17 protein-coding genes are annotated in these 20,045 nt (G+C 55.0%); 13 read left to right on the top strand and 4 right to left on the bottom strand.

Translation table 11 applies throughout. The annotated features are described in order from the left end of the window. Nucleotides 1–14: 14 nt before the first annotated feature. From N037_RS21540 to N037_RS21530, 3 genes are read left to right on the top strand one after another with little or no spacing between them, the layout of a single operon-like run. Nucleotides 15–1,406, top strand: coding sequence for a PTS ascorbate transporter subunit IIC (locus N037_RS21540; protein ID WP_032643435.1), 1,392 nt, complete (start codon nt 15–17; stop codon nt 1,404–1,406). Continuing rightward, the gene (locus tag N037_RS21535; RefSeq protein WP_032643433.1) at nt 1,403–2,233 is read left to right on the top strand and encodes a transketolase; all 831 of its coding nucleotides are present in this window, start codon (nt 1,403–1,405) and stop codon (nt 2,231–2,233) included. Before N037_RS21540 ends, N037_RS21535 begins: the two co-directional genes overlap by 4 nt. Next, nucleotides 2,226–3,179, top strand: a complete 954-nt coding sequence (locus N037_RS21530; protein ID WP_032643431.1) for a transketolase family protein — start codon at nt 2,226–2,228, stop codon at nt 3,177–3,179. The genes N037_RS21535 and N037_RS21530 overlap by 8 nt, the downstream gene beginning before the upstream one ends. Before the next feature lie 114 nt (nt 3,180–3,293). Here N037_RS21530 and pta read toward each other — a convergent pair whose 3' ends face one another. Together pta and ackA are read right to left on the bottom strand one after the other, a co-directional pair. After that, nucleotides 3,294–5,435, bottom strand: coding sequence for a phosphate acetyltransferase (gene pta / locus N037_RS21525; protein WP_032643430.1), 2,142 nt, complete (start codon nt 5,433–5,435; stop codon nt 3,294–3,296). Nucleotides 5,436–5,511: 76 nt separating this feature from the next. Then, a complete protein-coding gene (ackA, locus tag N037_RS21520) occupies nt 5,512–6,714 on the bottom strand; it encodes an acetate kinase (protein WP_023336408.1) in 1,203 nt (400 codons plus the stop codon). 337 nt (nt 6,715–7,051) lie between these two features. Between ackA and yfbV the strand changes: the two genes are divergently transcribed. The 4 genes from yfbV (at nt 7,052) to N037_RS21500 (ending at nt 10,673) form a co-directional block, all read left to right on the top strand. Further along, nucleotides 7,052–7,507, top strand: coding sequence for a terminus macrodomain insulation protein YfbV (yfbV, locus tag N037_RS21515; protein ID WP_023312543.1), 456 nt, complete (start codon nt 7,052–7,054; stop codon nt 7,505–7,507). A 92-nt stretch (nt 7,508–7,599) separates the two neighbouring features. Further along, the gene (locus N037_RS21510) at nt 7,600–8,094 is read left to right on the top strand and encodes a YfbU family protein (RefSeq protein WP_008502874.1); all 495 of its coding nucleotides are present in this window, start codon (nt 7,600–7,602) and stop codon (nt 8,092–8,094) included. An 11-nt stretch (nt 8,095–8,105) separates the two neighbouring features. Further along, complete coding sequence (locus N037_RS21505) at nt 8,106–8,765, top strand: sugar phosphatase (RefSeq protein ID WP_032643428.1); 660 nt, start codon at nt 8,106–8,108, stop codon at nt 8,763–8,765. Between the two features lie 75 nt (nt 8,766–8,840). Beyond that, on the top strand, nt 8,841–10,673 hold the full coding sequence (locus N037_RS21500) for an SLC13 family permease (protein ID WP_032643426.1): 1,833 nt from the start codon (nt 8,841–8,843) through the stop codon (nt 10,671–10,673). A 54-nt stretch (nt 10,674–10,727) separates the two neighbouring features. Here the strand turns inward: N037_RS21500 and yfbR are convergent, their stop codons facing one another. Together yfbR and alaA are read right to left on the bottom strand one after the other, a co-directional pair. Continuing rightward, nucleotides 10,728–11,327 carry a 5'-deoxynucleotidase gene (gene yfbR, locus N037_RS21495; RefSeq protein WP_023312539.1) on the bottom strand — a complete coding sequence of 200 codons (600 nt, stop codon included), beginning with the start codon at nt 11,325–11,327 and terminating at the stop codon, nt 10,728–10,730. Nucleotides 11,328–11,445: 118 nt separating this feature from the next. Further along, entirely contained in the window at nt 11,446–12,660 is a 1,215-nt protein-coding gene (gene alaA, locus N037_RS21490) for an alanine transaminase AlaA (RefSeq protein WP_008500204.1), read from the bottom strand. Between the two features lie 938 nt (nt 12,661–13,598). Here alaA and lrhA point away from each other — a divergent pair. From lrhA to nuoF, 6 genes are all read left to right on the top strand, one after another. Then, entirely contained in the window at nt 13,599–14,537 is a 939-nt protein-coding gene (gene lrhA, locus N037_RS21485) for a transcriptional regulator LrhA (protein WP_021241557.1), read from the top strand. Between the two features lie 630 nt (nt 14,538–15,167). Then, nucleotides 15,168–15,608, top strand: coding sequence for an NADH-quinone oxidoreductase subunit NuoA (gene nuoA / locus N037_RS21480; protein ID WP_003861475.1), 441 nt, complete (start codon nt 15,168–15,170; stop codon nt 15,606–15,608). A 15-nt stretch (nt 15,609–15,623) separates the two neighbouring features. After that, entirely contained in the window at nt 15,624–16,298 is a 675-nt protein-coding gene (gene nuoB, locus N037_RS21475; protein ID WP_003861482.1) for an NADH-quinone oxidoreductase subunit NuoB, read from the top strand. A gap of 89 nt (nt 16,299–16,387) precedes the next feature. Continuing rightward, the gene (nuoC, locus tag N037_RS21470) at nt 16,388–18,190 is read left to right on the top strand and encodes an NADH-quinone oxidoreductase subunit C/D (protein WP_023312537.1); all 1,803 of its coding nucleotides are present in this window, start codon (nt 16,388–16,390) and stop codon (nt 18,188–18,190) included. Nucleotides 18,191–18,192: 2 nt separating this feature from the next. Further along, nucleotides 18,193–18,693: an NADH-quinone oxidoreductase subunit NuoE gene (gene nuoE, locus N037_RS21465; RefSeq protein WP_006176513.1), complete on the top strand. Its 501-nt coding sequence runs from the start codon at nt 18,193–18,195 to the stop codon at nt 18,691–18,693. After that, a complete protein-coding gene (gene nuoF, locus N037_RS21460) occupies nt 18,690–20,027 on the top strand; it encodes an NADH-quinone oxidoreductase subunit NuoF (protein WP_023312536.1) in 1,338 nt (445 codons plus the stop codon). Before nuoE ends, nuoF begins: the two co-directional genes overlap by 4 nt. Nucleotides 20,028–20,045 lie beyond the last annotated feature (18 nt).

The raw sequence follows: 20,045 nt of genomic DNA, 5'->3' as shown, positions 1-20,045 counted from the left end.
AAGGCGAGGTGGATATGTTTATCCTTGAAACGCTGAATTTCGTTGTTGATATTTTAAAAGTCCCTTCGGTGCTGGTCGGTTTAATTGCGCTAATTGGTCTGGTTGCGCAGAAGAAAGCCTTTTCGGACGTGGTGAAAGGGACGATTAAAACCATACTGGGCTTTATTGTGCTGGGCGGTGGCGCCACGGTGCTGGTGGGGTCATTAAATCCTTTGGGCGGTATGTTTGAGCACGCCTTTACGATTCAGGGCATTATTCCAAACAATGAAGCGATTGTGTCAATTGCGCTGGAAAAATACGGCGCAGCGACCGCGCTGATTATGGCCTTCGGCATGGTAGCGAATATTATCGTCGCGCGCTTTACTCGCCTGAAGTACATCTTCCTGACCGGACACCACACGTTTTATATGGCGTGCATGATTGGCGTGATCCTGACGGTGGCGGGCTTCGAGGGCGTGGGGCTGGTCTTTACCGGCTCGCTGATCCTCGGACTGATCATGGCCTTCTTCCCGGCGATTGCCCAGCGCTACATGAAGCACATTACCGGCAACGATGAAATTGCCTTCGGACACTTCGGCACGCTGGGCTACGTGCTGTCCGGCTGGATTGGCAGCAAGGTCGGCAAAGGCTCCCGCTCAACCGAAGAGATGAACCTGCCGAAGAACCTCAGCTTCCTGCGCGACAGTTCGATCTCCATCTCCCTGACCATGATGATTATCTACCTCATCCTGGCGGTGAGCGCCGGGCGCGAGTACGTGGAGGCCACCTTCAGCGGCGGCCAGAACTACCTGGTCTACGCCATCATCATGGCGATCACCTTTGCGGCGGGCGTGTTCATCATCCTGCAGGGCGTGCGCCTGATTCTGGCGGAGATCGTTCCGGCCTTTACCGGCTTCTCGGAAAAGCTGGTCCCTAACGCGCGTCCTGCGCTGGACTGCCCGGTGGTGTATCCGTATGCGCCAAACGCGGTGCTGATTGGCTTCCTGTTCAGCTTCCTCGGCGGGATTGTAGGGTTGTTCATCTGCGGTCAGTTTAGCTGGGTGCTGATCCTCCCGGGCGTGGTGCCGCACTTCTTCACCGGCGCCACGGCGGGCGTGTTCGGTAACGCCACCGGCGGACGTCGCGGGGCAATGATTGGCGCCTTTGCTAACGGCCTGCTGATCACCTTCCTGCCGGTCCTGCTGCTGCCGGTGCTGGGCGCCATTGGCTTTGCCAACACCACCTTCTCGGACGCCGACTTCGGCGCGGTCGGGATTGTCCTCGGCAACCTGGCGCGCTTCCTGTCGCCGCTTGCCATCACCGGGCTGGTTGTGGCGTTGTTCGCGCTGCTGGTGGCGTACAACGTCTTCGCGAAAAACAAACCTGCCGGCGGTAACGCGCAGGAAAACACCGGAGCCAAATCATGAATGAGAAAGAGATAACCGAACTCGCGCGTCAGATCCGTCTTGAGACGCTAAAATCCCTGACGCAGCTGGGCTTTGGGCACTACGGCGGCAGTATGTCGGTGGTCGAAACCCTGGCCGTGCTGTACGGCGCGGTGATGAAAATCGACCCGGCGGATCCGGACTGGCCGGAGCGAGACTATTTTGTCCTGTCGAAAGGTCATGCGGGCCCGGCGCTCTACAGCACGCTGGCGATCAAGGGATACTTCCCGGTGGAAGAGCTGAGCACCCTGAACCAGAACGGCACGCGCCTGCCAAGCCACCCGGACCGCCTTAAAACGCGGGGCGTGGACGCCACCACCGGCTCGCTGGGGCAGGGGATTTCCATTGCCGGCGGGATGGCGCTCTCGCACAGGCTGGCGGGGCGACCGAATCGGGTTTTCTGCATCGTCGGTGACGGCGAGCTGAACGAGGGGCAGTGCTGGGAGGCGTTTCAGTTTATCGCCCACCATGGCCTGAACAACCTGACGGTGTTCGTGGACTGGAACAAACAGCAGCTCGACGGCGAGCTGGACGAGATCATCAGCGCGTTCGATCTGGAGGGGAAATTCCGCGCCTTTGGCTTTGACGTGGCGACGGTGAAGGGCGACGACGTTCCGGGTCTGCTGGCAGTAACGTCGCGTGTCCCGGCTGCCGATGCGCGTCCGTTAGTCGTCATCCTCGACAGCATCAAAGGGCAGGGGGTGCCGTACCTGGAGCAGCTCAGCAATTCGCACCACCTGCGGTTGACCGCGGAGAGCAAAGCGGCCCTCAACGAGACGATTCGCCAACTGGAGGCTTCACATGATTAAGGTTGCACCGGCAGGAGAGAAAGACGCCGTTGAGATGCGTAAGGTCTACGCGGGCTTCGTGGCAAAGCAGATTGAGGCAGGAAGCGAGATTATCGCTCTGGAAGCCGACCTGATGAGCTCGATGGCGATGGACGGCGTGGCGCGCGATTATCCGCAGCACGTGATTAACTGCGGCATTATGGAGGCGAACGTTATCGGGACGGCGGCCGGGCTGTCGCTCACAGGGCGCAAGCCGTTCGTGCACACTTTTACCGCGTTTGCCAGCCGTCGCTGCTTCGACCAGCTGTTTATGTCCCTGGACTATCAGCGCAACAACGTGAAGGTGATTGCCTCGGATGCAGGCGTGACGGCCTGCCACAACGGCGGCACGCATATGTCGTTTGAGGATATGGGCATCGTACGCGGTCTGGCGCACTCGGTGGTGCTGGAGGTGACCGACGCGGTGATGTTCGAGGACGTGCTGCGCCAGCTTATCGATCTCGAAGGCTTCTACTGGGTGCGGACCATTCGTAAGCAGGCGCCGAGCGTGTATGCCCCGGGCTCAACCTTCACCATCGGCAAAGGCAACGTGCTGCGCGAGGGGACCGATATTACCCTGATTGCCAACGGCATCATGGTGGCGGAAGCGCTGGAAGCGGCGCGCCAGCTTGAGCAGGAGGGGGTAAGCGCGGTGGTCATCGACATGTTTACCCTGAAGCCCATCGACCGGATGCTGGTGAAAAACTACGCCGAGAAAACCGGACGGATTGTGACCTGTGAAAACCACAGCATTCACAATGGGCTGGGGTCGGCGGTGGCGGAAGTGCTGGTGGAAACCTGCCCGGTACCGATGCGGCGGGTGGGCGTCAAGGAGCGTTACGGTCAGGTGGGGACGCAGGATTTCCTGCAGAAGGAGTATGGCCTGACGGCGCATGACATTGTGTCGGCGGCGCGGGAGCTGCTGTAATAAAAAAGGCGACCCTTTGTGGTCGCCTTTTTGTTGCCCGGTGGCGCTCACGCTTACCGGGCCTACGGTCCTGTAGGCCGGATAAGCGAAGCGCCATCCGGCAAGACCTTACAATTACTGCTGCTGCGAAGACTGGATCGCCGTCAGCGCGATGGTGTAGACGATATCGTCAACCAGCGCGCCACGGGACAGGTCGTTCACAGGTTTGCGCATGCCCTGCAGCATTGGCCCGATGGAGATCAGGTCTGCAGAACGCTGTACCGCTTTGTAGGTGGTGTTACCGGTGTTCAGATCCGGGAAGATGAACACGGTAGCGCGACCTGCAACCGGCGAGTTCGGCGCTTTGGATTTCGCAACGTCAGCCATAACGGCGGCATCGTACTGCAGCGGGCCGTCGATCATCAGGTCAGGACGTTTTTCCTGCGCCAGACGGGTCGCTTCACGCACTTTCTCTACGTCGCTACCTGCACCAGAGGTACCGGTGGAGTAGGAGAGCATCGCTACGCGAGGTTCGATACCGAAGGCAATCGCAGAGTCCGCGGACTGGATAGCGATTTCGGCCAGCTGTTCTGCGGTTGGATCCGGGTTGATCGCGCAGTCGCCGTAAACGTAAACCTGTTCAGGCAGCAGCATGAAGAACACGGAAGAAACCAGAGAGCTGCCCGGTGCGGTTTTGATCAGCTGCAGCGGTGGACGGATGGTGTTCGCCGTGGTGTGAACCGCACCGGAAACCAGACCGTCAACTTCGTCCTGCTCCAGCATCAGCGTGCCCAGCACCACGTTGTCTTCCAGCTGTTCGCGCGCAACGGCTTCGGTCATGCCCTTGCTCTTACGCAGCTCAACCAGACGAGCAACGTAGCTTTCGCGAACCACTTCCGGGTCAACGATTTCGATGCCAGCGCCCAGCTCAACGCCCTGAGACGCCGCAACGCGGTTGATCTCATCCGGGTTACCCAGCAGCACGCAGGTCGCGATGCCGCGCTCTGCACAGATAGCAGCCGCTTTAACGGTACGTGGTTCATCGCCTTCTGGCAGAACAACGCGTTTGCCTGCTTTACGCGCCAGCTCGGTCAGCTGGTAACGGAATGCAGGAGGTGACAGACGACGGCTGCGCTCGGAGGTCGCGGTCAGGGATTCGATCCAGTCTGCGTTGATGTAGCCCGCAACGTATTCCTGCACTTTCTCGATACGCTCGTGGTCATCAACCGGTACTTCAAGGTTGAAGCTCTGCAGGCTCAGGGAGGTCTGCCAGGTGTTGGTGTTCACCATGAAGACCGGCAGGCCGGTGGCGAACGCGCGTTCGCACAGCTTGCTGACGCGTGGGTCCATCTCGTAGGCACCGGTCAGCAGGATCGCACCGATTTCCACGCCGTTCATCGCGGCCAGGCAGGCTGCAACCAGAACGTCAGGACGGTCTGCTGAGGTCACCAGCAGAGAACCTGCGCGGAAGTGTTCCAGCATGTGCGGAATGCTACGCGCACAGAAGGTCACAGACTTCACGCGGCGGGTGTTGATGTCGCCTTCGTTAACGATGGTGGCGTTCAGGTGACGCGCCATGTCGATTGCACGGGTGGCAATCAGATCGAAGCTCCATGGCACCGCGCCCAGAACTGGCAGCGGGCTGAATTCCTGCAGCTTAGCCGGGTCAACTTTGACAACTTTCGCTTTAGAAGAGTCGTCGAAGATCTCGGACAGGTCAGGGCGAGTGCGGCCCTGTTCATCCACCGGTGCGTTCAGTTTGTTCACGATCACGCCGGTGATGTTGGTGTTTTTGGCACCGCCGAAGCTGCTGCGCGTCAGTTCGATACGCTCGTTCAGCTGCTCCGGGGTGTCGGTGCCCTGAGACATCACGAAAACGATCTCTGCGTTCAGGGTTTTCGCGATTTCAAAGTTCAGAGACTGGGCAAACTGGTGTTTGCGCGTCGGGACCAGGCCTTCAACCAGCACCACTTCCGCGTCCTGCGCGTTAGCATGGTAGTTGGCGATGATCTCTTCCATCAGCACGTCTTTCTGGTTGCTGGACAGCAGAGATTCAACGTGGCTCATCTTCAGCGGTTCAGCCGCTGGCAGATTGGAGTTCTTACGAACAATGGAGGTGGTCTGGTCTGGCGCATCACCACCGGCACGTGGCTGGGAGATAGGCTTAAAGACGCTCAGACGAACGCCTTTGCGTTCCATAGCACGGATAACGCCAAGGCTGACGCTGGTCAGGCCGACGCTGGTTCCGGTAGGGATCAGCATGATAGTACGGGACACGGTTTATCCTCTTTCGTTACCGCCGCGATTGGGCGGGTTACAAAACAGCACCGCCAGCATTGCTGGCGGTGTGGAATCAGGCAGTCAGGCGGTGCGCGTCTTGCGCAATCACCAGTTCTTCGTTAGTTGGGATAACGAGAGCAGGGCGGGTGCCTTCTTTGTTGATGAAGCCAGACTTGCCGAAGCGGGCAGCCAGGTTACGCTCGTGATCAACGTCGAAGCCCAGAACGCCCAGTTTGCCCAGGGACAGTTCACGAACCATTGCCGCGTTCTCACCGATACCACCGGTGAAGATAACCGCGTCCAGACGGCCTTCCATCAGCGCAGTGTAAGAGCCGATGTACTTCGCCAGACGGTGGCAGTAAACGTCCATTGCACGTTTAGCGTCTTCTTTCTCTGCGTAGTTGTCTTCAACGTAACGGCAGTCGCTGGTCACTTCGGTCAGACCCAGCAGGCCAGACTCTTTGGTCAGCATTTTGTTGATGTCGTCAACGCTCATGCCCAGGGTGTCGTGCAGGTGGAAGATGATCGCCGGGTCGATGTCACCGGAACGGGTACCCATCACCAGACCTTCCAGCGGGGTCAGACCCATGGAGGTATCAACACATTTACCGTTGCGTATAGCAGAAACAGAACCACCGTTGCCCAGGTGGCAGGTGATGATGTTCAGTTCTTCAACCGGCTTGTTCAGAACTTTTGCGGCTTCCTGAGTCACATAGAAGTGGCTGGTGCCGTGCGCGCCGTAACGACGTACGCCGTGTTCTTTGTACAGGCTGTATGGCAGGGCATAGAGGTAAGACTCTTCCGGCATGGTCTGATGGAACGCGGTGTCGAATACGGCCACGTTTTTGTCTTTCAGATTCGGGAAGGATTTCAGCGCTTCAGCGATACCGATCAGGTGAGCCGGGTTGTGCAGCGGTGCGAAGGACGCAGAGTCCTTGATGCCCTGGATCACAGATTCGTCGATCACGACGGAGCTGGTGTATTTTTCGCCGCCGTGGACGATACGGTGACCAATCGCAGTCAGCTGAGCAGACAGTTCTGGTTTTTGTGCCAGAATAGTGTTAACGATAAAGTTCAGCGCTTCACTGTGAGCGGCGCCTGCACCTAAAGCCGCTTCTTGTTTGCTGCCGTCCATCTTCCACTTGATACGTGCTTCAGGCAGATGGAAACATTCGGCCAAACCAGAGAGGTATTCGTCACCGTTGAGCGCATCGATGATGGCGAATTTCAGTGAGGAGCTACCGCAGTTCAGAACCAGTACTAACTTACTCGACATGGAAGTACCTATAATTGATACGTGGCTAAAAAAACGTCAGTGAGTCTAACAGCGTAACGCATGACGACTCAGACATTTATGATTAACATCATGCCAAACGAACATTGTGGCATGATGAAAGAAATAACTATGATTTTATGCCATTTTGCACAATTTTCAGCCAATGGCATAATATGCAATAATTTGACGAGTTAATGATTCTCGTCTATGGCCCTATCAGGCTGGCACAGGATACCCGATACGGGGTAGAGATGACAAAATATTTTGAACGTTGTCATAGCTTGTTGTGGTTTTGCACGAAAATTTTAATTTTTATATGTGAAGTTGAGGTACAGCCATGTCGACACCAGAGAACCCGTCCGTAAATTTCTTTAGTCTGTTTCGTCGGGGACAGCATTACGCAAAGACGTGGCCGATGGAAAAGCGCCTTGCGCCGATGTTCATTGAGAATCGCACCATCCGCGCCACGCGCTATGCGATTCGCTTTATGCCGCCTGTCGCTGTCTTTACGCTGTGCTGGCAGATTGCGTTAGGCGGGCAGCTTGGTCCTGCCGTCGCGACGGCGCTCTTCGCGCTAAGCCTGCCCATGCAGGGCCTGTGGTGGTTAGGTAAACGCTCCATCACCCCGCTTCCCCCTTCTATTTTACACTGGTTTTATGAAGTGCGCGGAAAACTGGAGGAGGCCGGGCAGGCGCTCGCCCCTGTTGAAGGCAAGCCGGATTACCAGGCGCTGGCAGACACGTTAAAGCGCGCTTTTAAGCAACTGGATAAAACATTCCTCGATGACTTGTGATTGATCATCGAAACGACGACGAAAAGAAGGCACAGTAACAATCAGTTACCGTGTCTTTTTTTTAAAGTGCAATGCGCTACAGGAGTCGAAAGATGGAAATGACCCATGCTCAACGTCTGATTTTGTCTAACCAGTACAAGATGATGACTATGCTTGATCCCGATAACGCTGCGCGCTACAGCCGCCTGCAAACCATCGTAGAACGCGGTTTTGGTTTGCAAATGCGCGAACTGGACCGCGAGTTTGGCGAGCTGAAAGAAGAAACCTGTCGCATCGTGATCGACATTATGGAGATGTATCACGCCCTGCACGTGTCCTGGACGAATCTCAAAGATCAGCAGTCCATTGACGAGCGCCGCGTGACCTTCTTAGGCTTTGATGCCGCAACGGAAGCGCGTTATCTGAGCTATGTTCGCTTTATGGTGAATACAGAAGGGCGTTATACCCACTTTGACGCGGGCACCCACGGCTTCAACGCGCAGACCCCAATGTGGGATAAATATCAGCGTATGCTGAGCGCGTGGCACGCCTGCCCGCGTCAGTACCATTTAAGCAGCAACGAAATTCAACAAATCATTAATGCCTGACGGAGGTGCGTGTGCAGTGTAGAGGTTTTCTGTTTGATCTGGACGGTACGCTGGTGGATTCGCTGCCGGTTGTGGAGCGTTCATGGTGCCATTGGGCTGACCGACATGGCATCGACCATCAGGACGTGCTGAATTTTATCCATGGCAAACAGGCCATCACCTCGCTACGGCACTTCCTGGCCGGACGCTCTGAGGACGACATTCAGGCGGAGTTCAAATACCTGGAACACATTGAAGCCACGGATACGGACGGCATCACTGCCTTACCGGGCGCGCGTGAACTGCTTGAGCATCTGAACGAAGCGCAGATCCCGTGGGCTATCGTCACCTCAGGCTCCATTCCCGTCGCCCACGCCCGTCATAAGGCGGCAGGTTTACCGAAGCCGGAAGTGTTTATCACGGCGGAGCGCGTTAAGCGCGGTAAACCGGAGCCCGACTCGTTTTTACTGGGCGCTGAACTGCTGGGCCTCGCCCCCGCAGAGTGTGTGGTAGTAGAAGATGCGGCCGCTGGCGTACTGGCCGGGCTGAACGCCGGAAGCCACGTTATCGCGGTGAATGTTCCGGCGGGATCCCCCCGCCTGGAGGAGGCAGACCTTGTGCTGGATTCACTGACGGCGCTGGCGGTTTCGAAAGCCTCTGACGGGGTTGTAACCGTCTCGCTAAAAATGTAATCACATGATATAGCCCCACATTGCTGGGGCTTTTTTATGGCACAATTTCTCCTCTCCCACTGACAAGGACATGTTGTGAACGGTGAACTGATTTGGGTCCTGAGCCTGCTTTTAATCGCCATCCTTCTTTTTGCAACGGGCAAGGTGCGCATGGACGCCGTCGCCTTGTTTGTCATCGTCGCGTTTGTGCTGAGCGGTACGCTCACGCTGCCGGAAGCCTTCTCCGGGTTTAGCGATCCTAACGTTATCCTGATTGCCGCCCTGTTTATTATTGGTGATGGGCTGGTGCGTACTGGCGTCGCAACCATCATGGGGTCGTGGCTGGTCAAGGTGGCCGGTAGCAGCGAAACCAAAATGCTAATCTACCTGATGGTGACCGTCGCCGGGCTGGGGGCGTTTATGAGCTCAACGGGCGTGGTCGCCATCTTTATCCCGGTGGTGCTGAGCGTCTCCATGCGGATGCAGATCTCACCGTCGCGCCTGATGATGCCCCTGAGTTTTGCCGGTTTGATCAGCGGCATGATGACGCTGGTGGCCACGCCGCCGAACCTGGTCGTCAACAGCGAGCTTATCCGGGAAGGATTCCAGGGCTTCAGTTTTTTCAGCGTCACCCCGCTTGGGCTGTTCATTCTGGTGTTGGGCGTGGTCTACATGCTGCTGACCCGGTTTGCCCTGAAAGGTGAAAAACAGGACAAAAATAAAGAAGGGTGGAAGCGACGCACCTTCCGCGATCTGATTAAAGAGTACCGCCTCACCGGGCGCGCGCGCCGCCTGGCTATTCGCCCCGGATCGCCGATGGTGGGACAGCGCCTTGACGACCTGAAGCTACGTGAGCGCTATGGCGCGAACGTGATCGGCGTAGAGCGCTGGCGTCGTTTTCGCCGGGTGATCGTCAACGTCAACGGAGTGTCGGAATTCCGCGCGCGGGACGTCCTGCTGATTGATATGTCCACCGCGGACGTGGATCTGCGCGAGTTTTGCAGCGAACAGCAGCTGGAACCGATGGTGCTGCGCGGGGAGTACTTCTCCGATCAGGCGCTGGATGTCGGCATGGCCGAAGTATCGCTGATCCCGGAATCGGAACTGTTGGGTAAAACCGTGCGGGAAATGGGGTTCCGAACCCGCTATGGCCTGAATGTCGTGGGGCTGAAGCGCGATGGTGTGGCGATGGAAGGGGCGGTGGTGGATGAGCCGATCCTGCTGGGCGATATCTTCCTGGTTGTCGGTAACTGGAAGCTGATTAGCCAGCTCGGGCAAAAAGGGCGCGATTTTGTGGTGCTCAACATGCCTGTCGAGGAGAGCGACGCCTCCCCGGCGCACAGCCAGGCGCCCCACGCGATTTTTTGTCTGGTGCTGATGGTGGCGCTGATGCTGACCGACGAGATCCCCAATCCGGTCGCGGCCATTATCGCCTGCCTGTTGATGGGCAAATTCCGCTGCATTGACGCCGAAAGCGCGTATAAAGCCATTCACTGGCCGAGCATTATTCTCATCGTCGGGATGATGCCCTTCGCCCTGGCGCTGCAAAAAACCGGCGGGGTGGATTTGATCGTTAAAGGTTTAATGGACGTTGGCGGTGGGTATGGGCCGTACATGATGCTGGTCTGTCTGTTTATCATGTGCGCCACCATCGGTCTGTTTATCTCCAATACCGCAACGGCGGTACTGATGGCCCCGATTGCGCTGGCGATGGCCAAATCCATGGGCGTGTCGCCGTATCCCTTTGCGATGATGGTCGCAATGGCAGCCTCCGCGGCATTTATGACGCCCGTTTCTTCACCGGTGAATACGCTGGTACTGGGGCCCGGGAATTACAGGTTCAGTGATTTCGTGAAGCTGGGCGTGCCGTTCACCGTGCTGGTGATGCTGGTATGCGTGGTGTTGATACCGGTCCTGTTCCCGTTTTAGCGTGAGCGCAGAAATGTAGGCCGGGTAAGGCGAAGCCGTCACCCGGCGAAAAAATCACAACGGAGAATCCTGGCTAATCTCATCCAGCGATAAATGGAAGCTCGGTACAAACACCTGCATAAAGTAGTCCATCTCTTCGCTGCGGCGGGATTCCAGCGTTTTTTCCAGACGCGTTTTTGCCAGTAAAAATTCGTTATTTCCCGCAGACAGCTCTTCCAGGCACTTCAGGTAGGCGCAGAGCGCGTCGGCCTGTTTGACCAGCGATTTTTCATCTTCCGTGTACTGATGCTCATCAATGAGCGGCTCAAAGATGTCGCGCAGCTCGTCCGGCACCATGTCAATCAGCTTCTGCTGGGCAATCTTCTCGATGGCCTTATATTCCTGCGCAATCTGCGAGTTGAAATATTTCACCGGCGTAGGCAGGTCGCCGGTCAGCACTTCTGACGCATCGTGGTACATCGCCAGCAGGGCGATGCGCTCTGGATTGACCTGACCGTTGAATTTGCGGTTTTTAATGGCGGCCAGCGCGTGAGCGACCATCGCAACCTGCAGACTGTGCTCTGACACATTTTCCGTGCGGACATTGCGCATCAGCGGCCAGCGGTTGATGAGTTTCAGGCGGGAGAGGTGGGCAAAGAAATGACTCTGGCTCATAGGTTACCTTTTGTCTTCACTGCGACAGGCGTTCATTGTGCGGGGAGGGGAGGGAAGATGCAAATTTGAAGGTGTTGTAGGCCGGGTAAGCGCAGCGCCACCCGGCAGAAAGCCAGCGTTACTGATGATAACCGGACAGGAAGCGCCCGAAGCGGCTGATGGCCATTTCGAGATCGTCTTCGCGCGGCAGCGTCACGATACGCACGTGATCCGGCCACGGCCAGTTAAACGCCGTACCCTGAACCAGCAGCACTTTTTCCTGCAGCAGGAAATCGAGCACCATTTTCTGGTCGTCGTGAATATTGAAGCGCTTCGCGTCAATTTTCGGGAACATATAGAGCGCGCCGTTCGGCTTCACGCAGGAGACGCCCGGGATATCGTTGATCAGCTCCCACGCGCGGTTGCGCTGTTCGTACAGGCGACCACCGGGAACGATGAACTCGCTAATGCTCTGATAGCCGCCGAGCGCCGTCTGGATCGCGTGCTGCGCCGGAACGTTGGCACATAAACGCATGGAGGCCAGCATCTCCAGCCCTTCAATATAGCCTTTGGCGTGCTTTTTGGGACCGTTCAGTACCATCCAGCCCTGACGAAAACCGGCCACGCGGTAGGTTTTAGACAGGCCGTTAAACGTGACGGTCAGCAGATCCGGGGCCAGCGCAGCGATTGAGTGGTGCTGTGCCGCGTCATACAGGATCTTGTCGTAGATTTCGTCGGCAAAGATGATCAGGTTGTGCTGGCGGGCGAGCTCGACGATCTCCATCAGCAGCTCTTTTGAGTACACCGCGCCCGTTGGGTTGTTCGGGTTAATGATCACGATGCCGCGCGTGCGGGGCGTAATTTTCGCGCGAATATCATCGAGGTCCGGGAACCAGTCAGAGGACTCGTCGCACAGATAGTGCACGGCCTTACCGCTGGACAGTGATACGGCAGCCGTCCACAGCGGATAATCCGGCGCGGGTACCAGCATTTCATCCCCGCTGTTCAGCAGCGCCTGCATCGCCTGCACGATCAGTTCAGAGACGCCGTTGCCGATATAAATGTCTTCAACGGTAACATCACGCATACCGCGTGCCTGGTAGTGCTGCATGATGGCTTTACGTGCAGAGTAAAGTCCTTTTGAATCGCAATAGCCTTGTGCAGTAGGAAGGTTGCGGATCACATCAACCAGAATTTCATCCGGCGCTTCAAAACCAAATGGCGCAGGGTTACCAATGTTGAGTTTCAGAACCTTGTTGCCTTCTTCTTCAAGGCGTTTTGCCTCTTTCAGAACCGGGCCTCGGATGTCATAACAGACGTTATCTAGCTTGCTGGATTTTTCGATAGGGGACATGAACCTTTAACCTTTTCGCTATTATTGCCACTCCCTGCCGTGGAAGTCAGCACGGAATAATGTACTCCCCCCTCGCTTCGTTTTGAAGGGTGTGCAGTAGAAGATTTTGTGCCGGGGGCAAAATTTTGATAAATCTTTTTTGCTGCGTGTGCGCTTTTATGCTGGCGTAAAGTTGTGCGCACAGTGCTATGTTAGGTTAAATGTGCTATTCATTTGTCAAAATTGTGTATATTGTGCTGGTAAAAATAAGTGGCGAGCAGGGCAAAGGTGGCAATCACCCTGAGTGACATTTCGTTAAACCTGAATGCTTGATACATGTTCCTGTAATAGCATGCTGTGGCTAAAAGTTACTCATGTGAAATTAATGTTAAGTGCCATTAATGAATGGTCTTAATCTAAATTAAAATTTATTTATTATTAACCTAAAAAATGCAACTTTAGTTAATTCTAATAAAATTAGTTTAGAAGCTTAACATTCTTCTTTAATCCTCAATATTGCAATAAGACTTATAAATAAAGTGGATTTGGGTTAAGATGTCTTTCAGGAAAGCAGAGGTCAGATACCAGCTTTTTGTATATCTGACACTGGTTTTCCGAATTAATTGATTGTTATTGTTAGAGTTATCTCTGGCTGGAATGTGTCGAACATCTCCTGCTACGTTGACAGCGCTGCGATAAAGATGGCAGAAAAGGTGTTACACCTTTAATGTAATTTACATAAACCTGCGAACATCTAAATATCCTGAACGTTTAAGAGAATAAAAATAACGTCATGAAACGTGCTTTCTGACTGTTGATATAAAGCAGCACAATAACTATCTGTCAGGCAGTCTGCCGGGCCGGGATGCGAGGGAAAATCTTCAGAGGGAATTGCTTAACTGTACACACACAGCTTCAACCCGGGCAGCTCCGCACGAGCAACCTGAAAGTGAATTGATATGATAAATGCAAATCGTCCGATAATGAATCTCGACCTCGATCTGCTGAGAACGTTTGTTGCGGTCGCCGATCTCAACACTTTTGCAGCAGCTGCTGCCGCCGTTTGCCGAACTCAGTCTGCCGTCAGCCAGCAAATGCAGCGGCTGGAGCAACTGGTTGGTAAAGAGCTTTTTGCGCGTCATGGGCGTAATAAGCTCTTAACGGAACACGGTATTCAGCTTCTGGGTTATGCCAGGAAAATTCTTCGCTTTAATGATGAAGCATGTATGTCATTAATGTTTAGCAACCTTCAAGGGGTGCTAACGTTAGGCGCATCTGATGAGTCAGCGGATACTATATTGCCGTTTCTTCTCAATCGAATTAGTTCGGTTTATCCGAAGCTTGCGCTGGACGTTAGCGTAAAGCGTAATGCCTTTATGGTTGAGATGTTAAATGAGAATAAAGTCGACCTGGTGGTGACGACGCATCGTCCCGGGCAGTTTGATTGCCTGACGCTGCGTACATCCCCTACGCACTGGTATTGCGCAGCCGAATACGTGCTGCAAAAAGGTGAGCCGGTTCCACTGGTCTTACTGGATGACCCGAGCCCGTTCCGCGATATGGTGCTGACGGCGCTGAATGAGGCCAACATTCCGTGGCGTCTGGCGTATGTGGCTTCCACGCTGCCAGCGGTCCGTGCCGCCGTGAAGGCCGGTCTGGGTGTAACGGCCCGTCCGGTAGAGATGATGAGCCCCGATCTGCGCGTTCTGGGTAAATCCGATGGTCTTCCTGCGCTGCCGGATACGGAGTATCTGCTCTGCCACAATTCGTCCAGTCATAACGAGTTGGCCAAAGTGGTGTTCGAGGCGATGGAAAACTACCATAACCCGTGGCAGTTCGAGCGCGTTACCTCCGAAGGGGGGGACGACTCCCTGATCGTTGAAGGGGACTTTGAGTGATCGATAGCTCAAAATTCTGGTAACAAAATGTAAGTGTAAAAAAAAGCCACTCGTGTGATTTTGACATGCAGTGGCTTTTTTTTAGCAAAAATACCCGCTTATGGCGCATGGATTTTCAGGATATTCTGTATTTATCAATAAGCTAAATGCTTTTGCTTAAAACTTGTCCGTTTTCCGTTCTAACTTCATCCACATCCCTCTCATGTTAAAAAAACAGGAAATATGTTGCCGTTTTCCAGGTTGAATTAACAAAAGCGTGTCTCAGATCAAGAAAATACTCCTATTTGGGGGGAGGAATCGTTGGCAAATCCTGTCAAAATAGGAGGGTTATTTTTTTTACTTCCGAAACGGACACGATTCAACAACATACATTTGACGGAAAGTCATGCACCCACCAGGGTTAAAGGGCACCAAATGTTAATGAGAATCGCTCGATGTAATTTAATGTGAAGAAACCTTTGTTAAAGTTGACAATAGGTTATAGAAAGGAGTAAAAAACCCCATCATTTTGCTGTCTACGTCTCATTTCTGACAGTTAGTGTAAGGTTATTTGTTCCTCCCCATGAATCGATGTGATGCCCATCTGCCAGCAAGAGCAGTGTCGTTGGTATCACTTTTGATGAGTAAGCAATGAGTATGTCAACATCCACAGAAGTCATCGCTCATCACTGGGCATTCGCAATCTTTCTTATTGTAGCCATTGGCCTGTGCTGCCTGATGTTAGTCGGCGGCTGGTTCCTGGGCGGTCGCGCCCGCGCAAGGCACAAAAACACACCTTTCGAATCAGGTATTGATTCAGTAGGTACCGCTCGCTTACGCCTGTCTGCCAAGTTCTACCTGGTAGCCATGTTCTTCGTCATCTTCGACGTGGAAGCGCTTTACCTCTTCGCGTGGTCTACCTCCATTCGCGAAAGTGGTTGGGTGGGCTTTGTCGAGGCCGCAATTTTCATTTTAGTGCTACTGGCCGGTCTGGTTTATCTGGTGCGCATCGGCGCGCTGGACTGGACACCTGTGCGTTCACGCCGTGAACACATCAACCCGGAAAACAGTATCTCTAATCGTCAGCAGTAACAGCGAGGCAATAAGATGGATTATACGCTCACCCGCATAGATCCTAACGGTGAGAATGACCGTTACCCCCTGCAAAAACAGGAGATCGTAACCGACCCCCTGGAGCAAGAAGTCAATAAAAGCGTGTACATGGGCAAACTCGAACATGCCATGCACGATATGGTCAACTGGGGTCGTAAGAACTCCATCTGGCCATACAACTTTGGCCTTTCTTGCTGCTACGTTGAAATGGTGACGTCATTCACTGCGGTGCATGACGTTGCGCGTTTTGGGGCAGAGGTACTGCGTGCTTCCCCACGTCAGGCTGACCTGATGGTGGTAGCCGGTACGTGCTTTACTAAGATGGCACCTGTAATTCAGCGTCTTTATGACCAGATGCTGGAGCCTAAATGGGTTATTTCCATGGGCGCATGTGCAAACTCTGGCGGTATGTACGACATTTATTCCGTCGTGCAGGGCGTAGATAAGTTTATTCCAGTGGATGTGTACATCCCGGGTTGTCCGCCACGTCCGGAAGCTTACATGCAGGCGCTGATGCTGCTGCAGGAGTCTATCGGTAAAGAGCGTCGCCCACTGTCGTGGGTTGTTGGCGATCAGGGTGTGTATCGCGCGAACATGCAATCTGAGCGCGAGCGTAAACGTGGTGAACGTATTGCCGTCACCAATCTGCGTACGCCTGACGAAATTTAATTTGCGCCTGTAGGCCTGGAGAACACCTTCGCATATCACTACTCAAATAGCGCGAAGCCAGGCTCAACAGTCACCACGGACCATTTGCAATGGTGAACAATATGACCGACTTAACCGCGCAAGAAGCCGCCTGGCAGACAAGGGATCATCTGGATGACCCCGTCATTGGCGAACTGCGCAACCGTTTTGGGCCGGATGCCTTTACTGTTCAGGCTACCCGCACCGGGGTACCCGTTGTTTGGGTGAAGCGTGAGCAATTGCTGGAAGTTGTCGATTTCCTCAAGAAATTGCCAAAACCGTACGTCATGCTGTTTGACTTACACGGCATGGATGAACGTCTGCGTACCCACCGCCAGGGTCTCCCTGCTGCGGATTTTTCCGTTTTCTACCACCTGATCTCAATAGACCGTAATACGGATATCATGCTCAAGGTGGCATTGTCTGAAAACGACATGCATCTGCCGACGATCACCAAACTTTTCCCGAACGCCAACTGGTACGAGCGTGAAACCTGGGAAATGTTCGGCATGACCTTTGACGGCCACCCGCACCTGACGCGCATCATGATGCCGCAGACCTGGACAGGCCATCCGTTGCGTAAAGACTACCCGGCACGTGCCACCGAATTCGATCCGTTTGAGCTGACCAAAGCCAAGCAGGATCTGGAGATGGAAGCGCTGACCTTCAAGCCGGAAGACTGGGGCATGAAGCGCGGTACCGACAACGAGGACTTCATGTTCCTTAACCTCGGTCCGAACCACCCGTCTGCGCACGGTGCATTCCGTATTATTCTTCAGCTTGATGGCGAAGAGATTGTCGACTGCGTACCGGACATCGGCTACCACCACCGTGGTGCTGAGAAGATGGGCGAGCGTCAGTCCTGGCACAGTTACATTCCGTATACCGACCGTATCGAGTACCTCGGCGGCTGCGTCAACGAAATGCCATACGTGCTGGCCGTTGAGAAACTGGCGGGTATCGTTACGCCGGATCGCGTTAACGTGATTCGCGTCATGCTGTCAGAGCTGTTCCGTATTAACAGCCACCTGCTGTACATCTCCACGTTCATTCAGGACGTCGGCGCGATGACCCCGGTCTTCTTCGCCTTTACCGACCGTCAGAAAATCTACGATCTGGTCGAAGCGATTACCGGCTTCCGTATGCACCCGGCCTGGTTCCGTATCGGCGGTGTGGCACACGATCTGCCGCGCGGCTGGGACCGTCTGCTGCGTGAATTCCTCGACTGGATGCCAAAACGTCTGGCGTCCTACGAGAAAGCCGCGCTGCGCAACACCATCCTGAAAGGCCGTTCCCAGGGCGTTGCTGCCTACGGTGCGAAAGAAGCGCTGGAATGGGGTACGACAGGTGCAGGTCTGCGTGCGACCGGTATTGATTTCGACGTGCGTAAAGCCCGTCCTTACTCTGGCTATGAGAACTTCGACTTTGAAGTCCCGGTGGGCGGCGGTGTTTCCGACTGCTACACCCGCGTGATGCTGAAAGTAGAAGAGCTGCGCCAGAGTCTGCGCATCCTTGAGCAGTGCCTCAACAACATGCCGGAAGGCCCGTTCAAGGCGGATCATCCGCTGACGACGCCGCCGCCGAAAGAGCGCACGCTGCAGCATATCGAAACCCTGATCACCCACTTCCTGCAGGTTTCCTGGGGTCCGGTCATGCCGGCGCAAGAATCCTTCCAGATGATTGAAGCGACCAAGGGTATTAACAGTTACTACCTGACCAGTGACGGCAGCACCATGAGCTACCGTACCCGCGTGCGTACCCCGAGCTTTGCGCACCTGCAGCAGATCCCGTCCGCCATCCGCGGCAGTCTGGTCTCCGACCTGATTGTGTATCTGGGTAGTATCGATTTTGTTATGTCAGATGTGGACCGCTAATTATGCACGAGAATCAACAACCACAAACCGAGGCTTTTGAGCTGAGTGAAGCAGAACGTGCCGCCATTGAGCACGAGATGCACCACTACGAAGACCCGCGTGCGGCGTCCATTGAAGCGCTGAAAATCGTACAGAAACAGCGTGGTTGGGTGCCGGATGGGGCGATCTACGAGATTGCGAAAGTGCTGGGTATTCCGGCAAGTGACGTAGAAGGCGTAGCTACGTTCTACAGCCAGATCTTCCGTCAGCCGGTTGGCCGCCATGTGATCCGCTACTGTGACAGCGTTGTCTGCCACATCACCGGTTATCAGGGCATTCAGGCTGCGATTGAGAAGAAGCTCAATATCAAGCCGGGCCAGACCACGTTCGATGGACGCTTTACTCTGCTGCCAACCTGCTGCCTGGGTAACTGCGACAAGGGGCCGACCATGATGATTGATGAGGACACTCACAGCCATCTGACGCCGGAAGCGATTCCTGACCTGCTGGAGCAGTACAAATGAAAACTGTAATTCGTACTGCTGAGACGCATCCGCTGACCTGGCGTCTGCGCGATGACAAACAGCCGGTATGGCTCGACGAATACCAGAGCAAAAACGGCTATGCCGGTGCGCGTAAAGCCCTTGGCGGCATGGCGCCGGATGACATCGTTAATGCGGTGAAAGACTCCGGCCTGAAAGGGCGCGGCGGCGCAGGTTTCTCCACCGGTTTGAAGTGGAGCCTGATGCCGAAAGACGAATCCATGAACATCCGTTACCTGCTGTGTAACGCCGATGAAATGGAGCCGGGCACCTATAAAGACCGCCTGCTGATGGAACAGCTGCCGCACCTGCTGGTGGAAGGCATGCTGATCTCCGCGTTCGCGCTGAAAGCGTACCGTGGCTACATCTTCCTGCGCGGTGAGTACATCGAAGCGGCGGAAAACCTGCGTCGCGCGATTGCGGAAGCGACCGAAGCGGGACTGCTGGGCAAAAACATCCTGGGCACCGGGTTTGACTTCGAGCTGTTCGTGCACACCGGTGCAGGGCGTTACATCTGCGGTGAAGAAACCGCGCTGATTAACTCCCTGGAAGGCCGCCGCGCGAACCCGCGTTCCAAGCCACCGTTCCCGGCAAGCTCCGGCGTATGGGGTAAACCGACCTGCGTAAACAACGTCGAAACCCTGTGTAACGTTCCTGCGATTCTCGCCAACGGCGTGGAATGGTATCAGGGCATCTCTTCAAGCAAAGATGCCGGAACCAAGCTGATGGGCTTCTCCGGTCGCGTTAAAAATCCTGGCGTCTGGGAACTGCCGTTCGGTACCACCGCGCGCGAAATTCTTGAAGACTACGCCGGCGGCATGCGCGATGGCCTGAAATTTAAAGCCTGGCAGCCGGGTGGGGCAGGGACTGACTTCCTGACCGAAGCCCACCTTGACCTGCCAATGGAATTCGAAAGCATTGGTAAAGCAGGCAGCCGTCTGGGTACGGCGCTGGCGATGGCCGTCGACCACGAGATCGGCATGGTCTCGCTGGTGCGTAACCTGGAAGAGTTCTTCGCCCGCGAGTCCTGCGGCTGGTGTACACCGTGTCGTGATGGTCTGCCGTGGAGCGTGAAGATCCTGCGTGCAATCGAACGTGGCGAAGGCCAGCCTGGGGATATCGAGACGCTTGAGCAACTGTGTCGATTCTTAGGTCCGGGTAAAACCTTCTGCGCCCACGCACCGGGTGCCGTCGAACCTCTGCAGAGCGCGATCAAATATTTCCGCGACGAGTTCGAAGCAGGCATCAAGCAGCCGTTCAGCAATACCCATGCGATTAATGGGATTCAGCCGAACCTGCTTAAAGCGCGCTGGTAACGACAAGAATTTTGATTA

It is taken from the genome of Enterobacter sp. EGD-HP1, from assembly GCF_000733275.2.
Taxonomy (GTDB): Bacteria; Pseudomonadota; Gammaproteobacteria; order Enterobacterales; family Enterobacteriaceae; genus Enterobacter.
The sequence above is the reverse complement of the archived record's forward strand: the minus strand, read 5'-3'. Positions and strand labels throughout refer to the sequence as shown.